Raw genomic sequence first — 13,509 nt, 5'->3', positions numbered from 1 at the left:
CGTCCTCCAGCCGGTTGCACAAGCGCCCTTGCAGATGCTGGAAATCACCCCCAGTGCGCCCCGCCGCGGCGTGCGCGTGCCAGGCTTCGTGCTCAGGCTGCTGAGCCCGCTGGCGATCCTGGTGCTGTGGGAGCTGGCCTCCCGGGCCGGGCTGATTCCACCGCGCATCATCGCCGCGCCGTCGAGCATCGCGGTGACCTTCTGGGCCCTGACGGTCAGCGGCGAACTGCCCATGCACCTGTTGATCTCCCTGCAACGCGCCGTGTCGGGGCTGGCCATCGGAGTCGTCATCGGCACCGTCGCCGCGCTGTTCACCGGGCTGTCGCGACGCGGCGAAGTGCTGCTCGACTCGCCCATGCAGATGCTGCGCACCGTGCCATCACTGGCGCTGGTGCCACTGTTCATTCTCTGGTTCGGAATCGGCGAATTCACCAAGGTCGCGCTCATCGTCATGGGCACCACCTTTCCGGTGTACCTGAACCTGTTCGCCGGTATCCGCAGCATCGACCCCAAGCTGATCGAAGCCGGCAATACCCTGGGGCTGAACCGCCGCGAGCTGGTCTGGCACGTGATATTGCCGGGCGCATTGCCGTCGTTCTTCGTCGGCCTGCGCTATTCCCTGGCGATTTCCTGGCTGGCGCTGGTGTTCGTCGAGCAGATCAACGCGACCTCCGGCATCGGCTTTCTGGCCAGCGACGCGCGCGACTTCATGCGCACCGACATCATCGTCATCTGCCTGCTGGTGTACAGCCTGCTGGGGTTGGTGATCGACGGCATCATCCGCGCCCTGGAGCACTACGCCCTGGCCTGGCGCCCCTCCTTCGTGAAGAGCTGATTCCCATGACCGCACACACCGCGCTGCACCCCCAACCCGCCGTCAGCCTGCAGAACGTGGTGCGCCAGTTCGGCGCCAATCGTGTCATAGACGGCCTGGACCTGGACATTGCGCCCGGCGAGTTCGTTGCCCTGCTGGGCGCCAGCGGCTCGGGCAAGACCACCCTGCTGCGCTCGCTGGCCGGGCTCGATCCGATCGAGGGCGGCCGCCTGCTGGTGCCTGCGGCGCGCTCGGCAGTGTTTCAGGAACCGCGCCTGATGCCATGGAAACGGGTGTGGAAGAACGTCACCCTCGGCGTGCGTGACCCGCAGGCCCGCGAGCGTGCGGTAAAGGCCCTGACCGAAGTAGGCCTGGCGCATCGGCTCGATGCCTTTCCCGGCACCTTGTCCGGCGGAGAGGCCCAACGCGTGGCACTGGCCCGCAGCCTGGTGCGCGAGCCGCGCCTGCTGTTGCTGGACGAACCCTTCGCGGCCCTCGACGCATTGACTCGCATCCGCATGCATCAACTGATCATCGACCTGTGGCGCGCCCACGGACCGGCGGTACTGCTCGTCACCCACGACGTGGAAGAAGCGATTCTGCTGGCCGATCGCATCATCGTGCTCAAGCAGGGACGCATCGCCGAGGCGCTGCCCATCGGCCTGGATCGCCCACGGGAAAAAGGCACCCCGGCCTTCAATGCCATTCGCCGTCGTCTGCTCGGACTGCTGGGCGTGGAAGCCGGCCCGCCTCAGGTGGCCGATGGGCCCTTGCCGCTGGCCAGCAGACCCAGAGCGCTCGCGACCTGAATCGGGGTGAGCCCTTCGCGGGCAGAGCCCCGCTCCCACAGGCACCACCAACCTCTGTGGGAGCGGGGCTCTGCCCGCGAATGGCCCCCCCCAAACCCAAGCCGATCACAGCACTACAAAGGACCCTCACCCATGCCCCACCCAACCCCCTCATCGGCTTCGAACCCACCCCAACGCCCCCGCCTGCTGGCGCTCGGCGTACTGCTCGCAACGCTTGTAGGCTGCTCCCCCTCGGCCCCCGAGCAGGCCGACAAGACCCTGAAGATCGCCTTCTTCGGCGACAACACCACCCTGGTCAGCGTCGACCCGTTCCAGGTCTACTGGCTCGAACACCGCGTGCTGTTGCGCAACGTCGCCGAATCCCTGACCGATCAGGACCCCGACAGCGGCAAGATCATTCCCTGGCTGGCGAAAAGCTGGAACATCAGCGACGACGCCCTGAGCTACACCTTTCACCTTCGTGACGACGTCACCTTCAGCAACGGCGAGCGCTTCGACGCGCACGCGGTCAAGACGGCGTTCGACAGCGACAAGGCCTTCGCCCGGGAACTGCCGGCCACCTTCGGTGCCACCTACCTGGCCGGCTACGACCACGCCGAAGTGCTGGACGACTTCACCATCAAACTGGTGCTGTCGCGACCCAACGCCGGCTTCCTCCAGGCGACGTCCACCACCAACCTGGCGATTCTCGCCCCGGCGTCCTACCAATTGACCGCCAAGCAGCGCTCCCTGGGCCAGATCATCGGCACCGGGCCTTTCGTGCTGGAGCACTACACACCGGAGAGCGGCGCCCGACTGACCCGTCGTACGGGCTACCACTGGGCGTCGGCGAACATGAAGAACAAGGCCGAGGCTCATCTCGATGCGGTGGACATCAGCTACATCGCCGAGGAAAGCGTACGCAATGGCTTGTTCCTGCAAGGCAAGGTCGATGTGCTGTGGCCGCGCAACCCCTTCTCCGAAGTCGACCTCAAGCTGTACCAGAGCAAGGGCGCGACCATCCAGAGCCGTGCCTTGCCGGGCCCGGCCCTGAACCTCTATCCCAACACCCGCAACGGCCGCGTGCTGGCCGACAAGAAGGTCCGTCAGGCACTGCTCAAGGCCATCGACCGCAAGAGCTACGCCAGCACCGTGTACAACGCCGATTTCCCCGTGGTGACCGGCGTCTACGACAGCACCACACCCTACTTCAAGGCCCAGGGCGACAAGCTGGCCTACGATGCCGCCGGTGCCGCGCGCCTGCTCGACGAAGCGGGCTGGACCCCGGCTGCCGACGGCTATCGGCACAAGGACGGCAAGCGTCTGAGCCTGGCCTACAACATCAACGGCAGCGAAACGGCGGGTGATGTGCTGGTGCAGGACCAACTGCGCAAAGTGGGCATCGACCTCAAGCTCAACGTGGTGACCCGCGCCGAATGGACGGCGGCCAACGCCCAGGGCAACTACGACCTGACGTCCACCTACATGACCCGCGCCGACCCGATCATCCTGCAGACCATTCTCGATCCGCGCAGCGCCAACAGCTCGACCCTGGCCACCAACACCTACGAACCGGCCACTCTCAACCGCGCGACCGCCCTGTTCGATGCCGGCATCACCGCTACCCAGACGGAGCAGCGCGCCAAGGCCTATGGCGACCTGCAGGACCTGCTGGTGGACGAAGCCTCGGCCTTTCCGATCTACGAGCGGGTCTGGCAGGCCGCCACCGCCGCGCGGGTGAAGAACTTCCACTGGACCGCCGAGGGCTTCGCCTTCCTCGGTGACATCGAGGTCGGCACGCCATGAACCGTTACCTGCTAGGCCGTGTCGGCCAGGCGCTGCTGGTGCTGTGGGGCGCCTATACCATCACCTACTTCATCCTCTACCTGCTGCCGGGGGATACGCTGTCGATCATGCTCAGCGCGTCGGGCATCGAGGTCGATGCGCTGTCACCTGCGGACCTGGCCAAGGCGCGCGCTTACTACGGGCTGGATCGCGGTCTGTTCGAGCAGTACGGGCACCTGCTCTGGCAGGCCCTGCAGGGTGACTTCGGCCAGTCGCTGTCACTCAACCGGCCCGTGACCGCGTTGCTGGCCGAGCGCCTGCCCCAAACCCTGACCCTGGCCGGTTCGGCCATCGTGCTGTCGCTGATCGGTGGCGTCGGCCTGGCCTACCTGACCGCCTACGTACGTTGGCAGCCACTGCAATCGGCCATGGCACGCCTGCCCTCGCTGGGCTTCTCGGTGCCGGTGTTCTGGCTGGGCCTGCTGCTGATCCAGGTGTTCGCCTTCGGTCTCGGCTGGTTTCCCGCCACCGGCAGCCAAGGCCTGGACAGCCTGGTGCTGCCGGCCATCACCCTGGCGATCCCCAGCGCGGCGGTGTATGCCCAGGTGCTGCAACGCGGATTTCAGCACGTGGCTCGCGAGCCCTACATCACCACCGCCTACGCCAAGGGCCTCAGCCGCGCCCAGGTGCAGTACCGCCACGGCCTGAAGAATGCCGCACTGCCCATCCTCACGCTGTTCGGTCTGCAGGTCGGCAATACCGTGTCCGGCGCGGTGCTGGTGGAAACCATCTTCAGCCGCAACGGCGTCGGTCGCCTGGCCCAGGAAGCGGTGCTGCGCCAGGACATCCCGGTGGTGCTGGCCATCGTCGCGATCTCGGCCGCCGCCTTCGTGGTGGTGAACCTGCTGGTGGACCTGCTCTACCCGATCCTCGACCCCCGTATCACCCACGCGCCCGCCGCGCCCACAGCCGCCTAAGCCAGCCAAGGACTTCGCTCATGCCTTCATCCAATGCCGTGCGTGATCTCGACCAGCGCTTCATCCCGGCCGCGCCTGCTGCGACGGTCTACGCGCCGCCACCGACAGCGGTCCTGCCCACGTGGCGGCGGCGCAGTCGCTGGGTGCGTCTGCTCGCGGCCTCACGCCCCTTGTCACGCCGACCTGGCTTCTTGCTGACTGCCCTGGTGGTCGCCTTCGCCTTGCTCGCCGCCGTGGCACCGGGCGCGCTCAGCGGCTTCGACCCCAATGCCACCGCGCCGCTGGCCAAGCTCACCGCGCCGAATGCGACCCATTGGTTCGGCACCGACGAGTTGGGCCGCGATCTCTACACCCGGGTGATACACGGTGCCAGCCTGTCGATCCAGGCTGCGCTACTGGCCGTCGGCCTGGCCCTGCTCGGAGGCCTGACCCTGGGCGTGCTGTCAGGGTTCGCCGGTGGACGCGTGGACGCGGTGATCATGCGCGTGATCGACGTGCTGCTGGCCCTGCCCGGCTTGCTCCTGGCCTTGGCCATCGTCACCGCCATCGGCTTCGGCACCCTGCCGGTGGCCCTCGCCGTGGGTGTGGGAATCATCCCCGGCTTTGCCCGCACCACCCGCGCCGAAGTGCTGCGGGTCAAGACCCTGCCCTATGTCGAGGCCGCGCGACTGGGCGGCGCGAGCTGGCTGCAGACCTTATGGCGGCACATCCTGCCCAACGCCTGGGGCCCGGTCGCGGTGCTCGCCACCCTGGATTTTGGCGCGGCCATCCTGGCCACCGCCGGGCTCAGCTTCCTGGGTTTCGGCGCCGCACCACCGGCGCCGGAATGGGGCACGCTGATCGCCACCGGCCGACACTTTCTGATCACCGCACCATGGGTGGCGCTATTGCCCGGCGTGTTCGTCGTGGCGGTGGTGTTCAGCCTCAACCACCTAGCCCGCACCCTCGAAGAGATCAAGCGATGAATCCGCTCATTGAAGTGCACGACCTGAGCATCGCCTACCGTCACGGGCCGCAACAGACCCAGGCCGTGACCGATGTATCGTTCAGCCTGATGCAAGGCGAGACCCTGGCCATCGTCGGTGAATCCGGCTCGGGCAAGACCACCATCGCCAACGCCATTCTTGGCTTGCTGCCAGACAGCGCCGTGGTCACCGCCGGGCGCCTGTTGGTGGCTGGTCAGGACCTGAGCCAGGCCAGCGAACGGACCAAACGCCAGTTGCGCGGCCGCACCATCGGCCTGGTGCCGCAAGACCCGATGGTCAGCCTCAATCCGACCCAGCGCATCGGCCGCCAGATCGCCGAAGCCTTGGTGCTGGCCAAGGGCGCGCGCTACAAAGGGGTGGACGCCGACGTTGGCGAACTGCTGGCCCAGGTAGGTCTGGACAACCCGCAGCTGCGCGCTCGGCAGTACCCCCATGAGTTGTCCGGCGGCATGCGCCAACGGGTGCTGATCGCCATCGCCCTGGCCGGCAACCCACGTTTGATCATCGCCGATGAGCCCACCAGCGCCCTGGACGTCACCGTGCAGCGGCGCATCCTCGATCATCTCGAAGGGCTGGTACGCGAGCGTGGCATTTCCCTGCTGATCATCACGCACGACCTAGGCGTGGCTGCCGACCGAGCCGACCGCGTGCTGGTGATGAAGGCCGGCGCGTTGGTCGAACAGGGCACGCCGCACCAGGTGCTGGCCAGCCCGAGACAGCCCTATACCCGCGCGCTGATCGCCGCCGCGCCGGCGTTCAACGAACCCCGTGCACCGCGCCCGGCTCCCGCCTCGGGGCAGACACCCCTGCTTTCCCTGACGGCGGTGAACAAGCATTACCGCCTGCCACGCATACGCGGCCAGGCCGAGCGCTTCCAGGCGCTGGCCGATGTGAGCTTCAAGGTCTGCGCCGGGCAGACCCTGGGCATCGTCGGCGAATCGGGCTCGGGCAAGAGCACGGCGTTGCGGATCGCCCTGGGCCTGGAGAAAGCTGACAGCGGTCGCGTTCACTTCGCCGATCAGGACGTGACCGACCTCGGCTGGCGACAATTCAGACCCTTGCGTCGGCGCATGCAATTGGTTCAGCAGAACCCCTTCGCAGCGCTGGACCCGCGCCTGTCGATCTTCGACAGCATCGTCGAGCCGCTGGTCTCGTTCGGCCTGGCCAAAGGTGCGGCGCTGGATCGGGCCGCGCGTGAGCTGATCGAACGGGTGCATTTGCCGGCGCATTTTCTCGACCGCCTGCCCCGAGAACTGTCCGGCGGTCAGCGCCAGCGCGTGGCCATCGCCCGGGCGCTGGCGTTGCAGCCCGATCTGGTACTGCTGGACGAGCCGGTGTCGGCGCTGGATGTTTCGGTGCAGCGGCAGATTCTCGACCTGCTGGACGAACTGCAACGCGAGCTGGGTATCGCCTATGTGATCGTTTCGCACGATCTGGCGGTGATCGCCAACGTGGCCGATGACGTGCTGGTCATGCGCCAGGGCCGCATCGTCGACCAGGGCCCCACCGCCCAGCTGTTCGACCAGCCATCGAACCCCTACACCCGAGCGCTGCTCGACGCCGTTCCCGGCAAGCGCCAACGAGCCCTGGCCTAGAACCCATAGGAGCGGTCATGGGCCGCGAACTTGGTACCGCGTAGTTTCCGGTAAACCGCGGCGTTGCGTTCGCGGCCGATAACCGCTCCTACGGGAATGCAGTGAGTGGGATAGGGTCACAATATGCGTATTACGCATAATTTATTGTTGGATAAACCCACAAAAAGAATAATTAACTTAGAACTAAATGTCATTTCACAGCGCGTCTTTAGAGCTTTAGTTTGAACCCAGACCGACCCCTTGCCTGGTGGAGGTAACTCAATCCCTCTTCAGGAGTCGCCGTCCATGACCCGTTCCCGTGTCCTTTCCTTCGTTCTGGCCGTGGGGCTGCTGGCCGCAGGCCCGCTGGCCCGGGCCGACAAGCTCGACCCGTTGCGCGTCGCCAATCAGAAATCCAGCCTGAAGCTGTTGCTCACCGCAGCGGGCGAACTCAAGGACGTCCCCTACCCCATTGAGTTTTCCGAGTTCGCCGCCGCCGCGCCCCTGGGCGAGGCGCTGAACGCCGGTGCGGTGGACGTGGGTTACCTGGGCGATGCGCCTTACGTATTCGCCCTGGGTTCCGGCGCGCCGCTCAAAGCCGTCAGCATCACCCATTTCGAAGGCCGCTACACCACCTCCATCCTGGTGCCCAAGGACTCGCCACTGCAGTCGGTTGCCGACCTCAAGGGCAAGCGCGTGGTCACCAACCGCGGTTCCATCGGCCACTTCCTGGTGATCAAGGCCCTGCGTGACGCGGGCCTGAAAACCTCCGACATCACCTTCGTCAATTTGCTGCCCAGCGACGCCCAGGGCGCGCTGCAATCCGGCGATGCCGACGCCTGGTCGACCTGGGACCCCTACACCACCATTGCGCTGAACCAGGGCAACGCCCGCATCCTGCGCAAGGGCACCGACCTGTTGACCAACAACACCTACCTGGTGGCCACCCAGCAGGCCACCGAAACCAAGCGCGCTCAGGTCGAGGACTTCGTCGTGCGCCTGGAGCGTGCCTACCAGTGGGCCAACACCCACCACGACGAGTTCGCTGCCGCTCAGGCCCAGGTCACCCGCCTGCCGTTGGCGGTGCACCTGGCCTCGGTCAACGAGACCCGCTACACGCGCGCCGAGATCACCGACGCGGTGATCGCCGACCTGCAGCAGACCGCCGACATCTATCTGGAAGAAGGCGTGCTGGCGCAGCCGGTCAAAGTCGCCCAAGGCTTCGACAAACACTTCAACGACTTCCGCGCACCCACCCAAACCCCGCTGGCCAGCGCGCCATAACAGGAGATTTCCATGAGCACACGACAACTGAAACTGGGCGCCATGATCCACGGCGTAGGGCACGGCTGGGGCGAGTGGCGGCATCCGCAGGCACTGGCCGACGCCAGCACCAACCTGCGTTACTACCAGCACCAGGCGCGGCTGGCCGAAGACGCCCGCTTCGACTTCGCTTTCATCGCCGACAGCCTGCACATCCACGAGCGCTCCAGCCCGCATTACCTCAACCGCTTCGAACCGCTGACCCTGCTCTCGGCGTTGGCCGCCACCACCGAGCACATCGGCCTGGTCGCCACCATCACGGTCAGCTACACCGAGCCCTACCAGGTCGCCCGGCAACTGGCCTCCCTCGACCACATCAGTGGCGGCCGCGCCGGCTGGAACGTGGTCACCTCGTGGCTTTCAGGCACCGCCGACAACTTCAGCAAGGCCGAGCATCCACCCCATGCCGTGCGCTACAAGATCGCCCGGGAACACGTGGATGTGGTCAAGGGACTGTGGGATTCCTGGGAGGACGACGCCTTCACCCGCAACAAGGCCACCGGCGAGTTCTTCGACCGCAGCAAACTGCATGCCCTGAACCATCGTGGTGAGTTCTTCCAGGTCAAGGGACCGCTGAACATCGCTCGTTCGCGCCAGGGCCAACCGGTGATTTTCCAGGCCGGTGTTTCCGAAGACGGCCGCAATTTCGCCGCCCAAAACGCCGATGCGATCTTCTGCCGACACGAGTCGTTCACCGAGTCGCGCGCCTATTACCAGGACCTCAAACAACGCGCTGCCAGCGCCGGTCGCAATCCGGACAAATTGTTCGTCCTGCCGGGCATCAGCCCGATCACCGGGCGCGATCGCGAAGAGGTCGAGCGTCGCTATCAAGAGGCCGCAGACCTGGTCGGCATCGAAGACGCCATCGTCGCCCTCGGCCGCCCGTTCAACGACTACAACTTCAGCGGCCACGATCTGGACGCCCCCTTCCCCGACCTCGGCGACCTGGGCGCCAACAGCCACAAGGGTACGTCCGAGCGGATCAAGCAACTGGCCCGTGACGAGCACCTCACCTTGCGCGAAGTGGCCCTGCGCTTTGCCAAGCCCGAACGGGATTTCGTCGGCCTGCCGGAAGAGGTTGCCGACGCCGTGCAAGCCTGGTTCGAGGGCCACGCCGCCGACGGGTTCATCATCAACTCGCTGTTGCCCGACGGCCTCGAATACTTCACCCGCTACGTGGTGCCGATCCTTCAGCAACGCGGCCTGTTGCGCACCGAGTACCCCGGCCTGACCCTGCGCGACAACCTCGGCCTCGAGGTGCCAGCCAATCGCAACGCGGCCCTGCGCCGCAACGAAGAAGTGGCCTGAAAACCGATTCCCCACCCGCCGTGGCCGTGGGCTCCGGCACTCGATTGCAAAGGATACCTGCCATGTTTGCCGAAAAAATACAGCGCCCCGCCACGGCGATCCGCGCCACCGCCTTGGAGCCGACCATCGGCGCGCAGATCGAAGGCGTCGATCTGCGCCACCCCCTCGACGCGCAAACCCGTGATCAGATACGTGCGTTGCTGCTCAAGCACAAAGTGTTGTTCTTCCGTGACCAGCACATCGATACCGCCCAGCAGCTGGCCTTCGCTCGCCAATTCGGCGAGCTTTACCAGCATCCAACCACTCAGAAACAGGACCACGAGCGGCCCAACGCTCACCTGATCCTGGCCAGCGAAGCCCGCGACCGTTATGGCGATGCCCGCAAGGGGCGCTGGCACACCGATACCAGTTGGATGCTCAAACCCACCTTCGGCGCCGTGCTGCGCGCCGTGTCGCTGCCCGAAACCGGCGGCGACACGCTGTGGGCAGACACGGGACTGGTGTACCGCAGCCTGCCGACGGCGCTGCGCGAACGCATCGACAACGCCTTCGTCACCCACAACTTCAAATCCTCGCTGGACAAGGTCGGCTACAACTATCCGATCCTCGCGCACCCGCTGGTGCGTACCCATCCCGAAACGGGTGAAGATGCCCTGTTCATCAATTTTTCGATGTCGCCGCAGATTCTTGGCCTGTCATTGGAGGAAAGCCGCGAGATCGTCGGCCTGCTGCTCAAGGAAGTAAGCAACCCCGAATACCAGCTGCGCTTCAAGTGGCAACCAGGCGATGTAGCGTTCTGGGACAACCGCGCCGCCTTGCATTACCCGGTCTACAACTACGGTGATTTCCCGCGCGTGATGGAACGGGTACTGATCGCCGACGATGACATTCCCCATCGCCGCAGAACATAGCCAGGCCATCCACAATGGCGGGCCAGCCGTAGGAGCGTTCACCGGCCGCGAAAGACTCACCACCACCCATGGCCAAAAAACGCGCACGAACAAAAACGCCGCTCATCTCTGAGCGGCGTTTTCATTGAATTTGGAGCGGGAAACGAGACTCGAACTCGCGACCCCGACCTTGGCAAGGTCGTGCTCTACCAACTGAGCTATTCCCGCAAATGGCGTCCCCTAGGGGACTCGAACCCCTGTTACCGCCGTGAAAGGGCGGTGTCCTAGGCCACTAGACGAAGGGGACACGCTGACCGAAACACATGGTGTGTATTCCGGCGCCCAGACCCATGTCCGAAGACTGGATACTGGTTTCACTCAGTGCCGCCCGAGAGCCACACTGCTTAAACTGGAGCGGGAAACGAGACTCGAACTCGCGACCCCGACCTTGGCAAGGTCGTGCTCTACCAACTGAGCTATTCCCGCAATGGCGTCCCCTAGGGGACTCGAACCCCTGTTACCGCCGTGAAAGGGCGGTGTCCTAGGCCACTAGACGAAGGGGACACGCTACAACATTCACTCCCTGCCGCGCTTCGCTGTATGCTTTACGCTGCAAGTGGCGCGCATTCTATGGATGCTTTCGAGGGTCGTCAACCCCCTGTTATAAATTTATTTAAATCAATGACTTCACTGCGCTTTACCGGCCCTGTGGCAGGCCACTGCCAAGCGGCAATGCTCAGAAGGACCAATAAGCTTTTGACACCGTTAGTAGCACAAAGCCATAGTTGCCACACCCCCTCCATAAGCACTCCATGTCTGCGGCGGGGCGGGTTAGGCTACCCGTGTCAGCACAGCGGCCCTACACTTGAACTTCATTCCACCTCGAGAGCTCCCCGGTGACTCCACTCATGATCACCCTGTTCATCGTAACGGGGATCGCCATCCTTATCGTCATCGGCCTGCTCAACAATATGGTCGAGAGCAACAAGCTGGCCAAGGCGCGCGACAAGCTCGAGCTCACCGACCGCCTGCGCCGCTGTGGCCGTATCGACGAGACGTTCCCCGGTCAACTGATGACCCCTGCCCTCAAGCAACTGCTCGCGCGACTGGAACTCAACATCAGCCAGCGTCTGCTGCAGCTCGACAGGCAGGACGCACCGCTCAAGGCTCGCCTGGAAGCTTTGCAGGCGGAAATCGCCAAGGGCGATGACATTGCCATCAATAACCCTCCCCTCCCGATCATGACCGAAGACCGAGCCAAGGAAGTGCGCTTCCTGCTCGAAGCCCTGCACGCCCAGGTAACCCGGGCCGGGCAGGAAGGCTTTCTCAGCCCCGTCGAGACCAAACACTGGGCGAACGAAATCCGCGGCATCCTCGTACTGCTGCACATCGAGTTCTTCAACAATCTGGGCCAGCAACTGCTGGGAGAGGGTCTGCCGGGTCGCGCCCGCCTGGCTTTCGAGCGCGGCGTGCAGTACCTCAAGAGTCAACCCGACGCCGTGCTCTACCAGGAGCAACTGCAATACCTGCAGAAGATGCTCAAGCGCACCAACGCCATGGTCCTCAGCGAAATGGAGCCGACCGGAGACGAGGTCAACGAACTCACCGACGGTTTGAAAGCCGACGAGAAGGAAGACCCGTTCCAGAAGAAAGCCAACTACGACTGAAAGCGGTCGCGCTTCAGTAGCGGCTGCAGTCGGTCGATTGCAGGAAGATCGCCGCCAGTTGTTCCAGACCCTGCTGGTCGGCTTCGCTGAAGCGTGCGAGGCGTGGGCTGTCCAGGTCCAGCACACCGATCAGCTTGCCGTCCTTGAGTAGCGGGATCACCAGTTCGCTGTTCGACGCACTGTCACAGGCGATGTGGCCAGGGAACGCATGCACGTCCTCGACCCGCTGGGTCTCGCGGCTGGCTGCAGCCGCACCGCACACGCCACGACCAAACGGAATGCGCACACACGCCACCTGCCCCTGAAAGGGTCCGAGCACCAGTTCCTCATTGCGGTTGAGATAGAAACCCGCCCAGTTCAGGTCATCGACCTGATTGAACAGAAATGCGGAAAACTGCGCCGCATTGGCGACGAAATCACGCTCGTCGGCCAGCAGCGATTCCAGTTGAGCGCACAGCATACGGTAGCCTTCCAGCCCCGCGCCTGCAGCGTGCAGATCGATCATGGTTGTTGCTCCAACAGTTTGAGACCCACCCAGTAGCGGGCGAATTGGTAGGCGCAGCGGCCATTGCGGTTGCCGCGGCCAGTGGCCCAGCGCACGGCGAGGATATCCAGTTGCTCGTCACGGGACCATTGCAGGCCGCTGTCACGGGCGAGCTCGCCGATCCAGTGTTCCACCACGCGCAGGAAATGCTCCTGGGTGAAGGGATAGAACGACAGCCACAGACCGAACCGGTCCGACAGGGCGATCTTGTCTTCGACCGCTTCGCTGGGGTGCAACTCGCCGTCGACCCGGGACCAGTTCTCGTTGTCGCTCTGATGTTCGGGAACCAGGTGGCGGCGGTTGGACGTGGCGTACAGCAACACGTTGTCCGGCGCCTGCTCCAGCGAACCGTCAAGCACGCTCTTGAGCACCCGGTAATCGCCCTCGCCCGCCTCGAACGACAGGTCATCGCAAAACAGCACGAAGCGTTGCGGCAGCTGCTGCAACTGCTCGACCACCCGCGGCAGATCGGCCAGGTGGTCACGCTCGATCTCGATCAGACGCAAGCCCGCGGCGGCGTGCTCGGCAAGCAAAGCCCGCACCAGCGACGATTTGCCCGTGCCGCGCGATCCCCACAGCAACGCATGGTTGGCCGGATGGCCGTCGAGGAATTGCTGCGTGTTGCGTGCCAGCTGCTGGCGCTGTTGATCGACCCCGATCAGATCGCTCAGGCGCATGTCCAGGCTGACCTCCAGCGGCAGCAAATAGCCGCTGCGGCCCTCGCGCTGCCAACGCGCAGCCAGGCACTGGTGCCAGTCGATTTCAGGGCGCAGCGCAGGCAGCAGCGGCTCGAGCCGCGCGAGTACGGATTCGGCGCGCTCAAGAAAGGCATTCAAACGAGAGTCCACGACTT

General features: G+C 64.7%; 11 protein-coding genes, 4 tRNA genes and 1 pseudogene. 10 read left to right on the top strand and 6 right to left on the bottom strand.

Features of this window, described 5'->3' with window-relative positions; genetic code table 11:
- Nucleotides 1–61: 61 nt before the first annotated feature.
- The 9 genes and pseudogenes from BLV18_RS05295 to BLV18_RS05255 all read left to right on the top strand — a co-directional run.
- Nucleotides 62–835 (top strand): annotated as a pseudogene (locus tag BLV18_RS05295) (ABC transporter permease); the annotation flags it as partial.
- A 5-nt stretch (nt 836–840) separates the two neighbouring features.
- Entirely contained in the window at nt 841–1,623 is a 783-nt protein-coding gene (locus BLV18_RS05290; protein ID WP_090356798.1) for an ABC transporter ATP-binding protein, read from the top strand.
- Nucleotides 1,624–1,755: 132 nt separating this feature from the next.
- A complete protein-coding gene (locus BLV18_RS05285) occupies nt 1,756–3,408 on the top strand; it encodes an ABC transporter substrate-binding protein (protein WP_090356795.1) in 1,653 nt (550 codons plus the stop codon).
- The gene (locus BLV18_RS05280; RefSeq protein ID WP_090356793.1) at nt 3,405–4,364 is read left to right on the top strand and encodes an ABC transporter permease; all 960 of its coding nucleotides are present in this window, start codon (nt 3,405–3,407) and stop codon (nt 4,362–4,364) included. The genes BLV18_RS05285 and BLV18_RS05280 overlap by 4 nt, the downstream gene beginning before the upstream one ends.
- A gap of 20 nt (nt 4,365–4,384) precedes the next feature.
- Nucleotides 4,385–5,329, top strand: a complete 945-nt coding sequence (locus BLV18_RS05275) for an ABC transporter permease (RefSeq protein WP_090356791.1) — start codon at nt 4,385–4,387, stop codon at nt 5,327–5,329.
- Entirely contained in the window at nt 5,326–6,945 is a 1,620-nt protein-coding gene (locus tag BLV18_RS05270) for a dipeptide ABC transporter ATP-binding protein (RefSeq protein ID WP_090356789.1), read from the top strand. Before BLV18_RS05275 ends, BLV18_RS05270 begins: the two co-directional genes overlap by 4 nt.
- Before the next feature lie 285 nt (nt 6,946–7,230).
- Nucleotides 7,231–8,208 carry an ABC transporter substrate-binding protein gene (locus BLV18_RS05265; RefSeq protein ID WP_090356787.1) on the top strand — a complete coding sequence of 326 codons (978 nt, stop codon included), beginning with the start codon at nt 7,231–7,233 and terminating at the stop codon, nt 8,206–8,208.
- 12 nt (nt 8,209–8,220) lie between these two features.
- Nucleotides 8,221–9,555, top strand: a complete 1,335-nt coding sequence (locus tag BLV18_RS05260; protein WP_049861498.1) for an LLM class flavin-dependent oxidoreductase — start codon at nt 8,221–8,223, stop codon at nt 9,553–9,555.
- A 62-nt stretch (nt 9,556–9,617) separates the two neighbouring features.
- Complete coding sequence (locus BLV18_RS05255; protein WP_090356785.1) at nt 9,618–10,466, top strand: TauD/TfdA dioxygenase family protein; 849 nt, start codon at nt 9,618–9,620, stop codon at nt 10,464–10,466.
- Between the two features lie 131 nt (nt 10,467–10,597).
- On the opposite strand, the gene BLV18_RS05250 is transcribed toward BLV18_RS05255, so the two are convergent.
- The 4 genes from BLV18_RS05250 to BLV18_RS05235 form a co-directional block, all read right to left on the bottom strand.
- Nucleotides 10,598–10,673 (bottom strand) — tRNA-Gly (locus tag BLV18_RS05250).
- Nucleotides 10,674–10,676: 3 nt separating this feature from the next.
- Nucleotides 10,677–10,752 (bottom strand) — tRNA-Glu (locus BLV18_RS05245).
- A 103-nt stretch (nt 10,753–10,855) separates the two neighbouring features.
- Nucleotides 10,856–10,931 (bottom strand) — tRNA-Gly (locus tag BLV18_RS05240).
- 2 nt (nt 10,932–10,933) lie between these two features.
- Nucleotides 10,934–11,009: transfer RNA gene (locus BLV18_RS05235), tRNA-Glu, on the bottom strand.
- Between the two features lie 332 nt (nt 11,010–11,341).
- On the opposite strand from BLV18_RS05235, the gene BLV18_RS05230 reads away from it, so the two are divergent.
- Nucleotides 11,342–12,112 carry a hypothetical protein gene (locus BLV18_RS05230; RefSeq protein ID WP_090356783.1) on the top strand — a complete coding sequence of 257 codons (771 nt, stop codon included), beginning with the start codon at nt 11,342–11,344 and terminating at the stop codon, nt 12,110–12,112.
- A 13-nt stretch (nt 12,113–12,125) separates the two neighbouring features.
- Here BLV18_RS05230 and BLV18_RS05225 read toward each other — a convergent pair whose 3' ends face one another.
- Together BLV18_RS05225 and BLV18_RS05220 are read right to left on the bottom strand one after the other, a co-directional pair.
- Nucleotides 12,126–12,617, bottom strand: coding sequence for a free L-methionine (R)-S-oxide reductase MsrC (locus BLV18_RS05225; protein WP_049861501.1), 492 nt, complete (start codon nt 12,615–12,617; stop codon nt 12,126–12,128).
- Entirely contained in the window at nt 12,614–13,504 is an 891-nt protein-coding gene (locus BLV18_RS05220; protein WP_090356780.1) for an ATP-binding protein, read from the bottom strand. The genes BLV18_RS05225 and BLV18_RS05220 overlap by 4 nt, the downstream gene beginning before the upstream one ends.
- Between the last annotated feature and the right edge of the window lie 5 nt (nt 13,505–13,509).

Source organism: Pseudomonas coleopterorum (assembly GCF_900105555.1).
Classification (GTDB): domain Bacteria; phylum Pseudomonadota; class Gammaproteobacteria; order Pseudomonadales; family Pseudomonadaceae; genus Aquipseudomonas; species Aquipseudomonas coleopterorum.
The sequence above is the reverse complement of the archived record's forward strand: the minus strand, read 5'-3'. Positions and strand labels throughout refer to the sequence as shown.

Coding starts and splice junctions, on each gene's coding strand:
- BLV18_RS05225 (WP_049861501.1), bottom strand. CDS start 12,617: ATGATCGATCTGCACGCTGCAGGCGCGGGGCTGGAAGGCTACCGTATG.
- BLV18_RS05255 (WP_090356785.1), top strand. CDS start 9,618: ATGTTTGCCGAAAAAATACAGCGCCCCGCCACGGCGATCCGCGCCACC.
- BLV18_RS05265 (WP_090356787.1), top strand. CDS start 7,231: ATGACCCGTTCCCGTGTCCTTTCCTTCGTTCTGGCCGTGGGGCTGCTG.
- BLV18_RS05270 (WP_090356789.1), top strand. CDS start 5,326: ATGAATCCGCTCATTGAAGTGCACGACCTGAGCATCGCCTACCGTCAC.
- BLV18_RS05275 (WP_090356791.1), top strand. CDS start 4,385: ATGCCTTCATCCAATGCCGTGCGTGATCTCGACCAGCGCTTCATCCCG.
- BLV18_RS05285 (WP_090356795.1), top strand. CDS start 1,756: ATGCCCCACCCAACCCCCTCATCGGCTTCGAACCCACCCCAACGCCCC.
- BLV18_RS05260 (WP_049861498.1), top strand. CDS start 8,221: ATGAGCACACGACAACTGAAACTGGGCGCCATGATCCACGGCGTAGGG.
- BLV18_RS05290 (WP_090356798.1), top strand. CDS start 841: ATGACCGCACACACCGCGCTGCACCCCCAACCCGCCGTCAGCCTGCAG.
- BLV18_RS05280 (WP_090356793.1), top strand. CDS start 3,405: ATGAACCGTTACCTGCTAGGCCGTGTCGGCCAGGCGCTGCTGGTGCTG.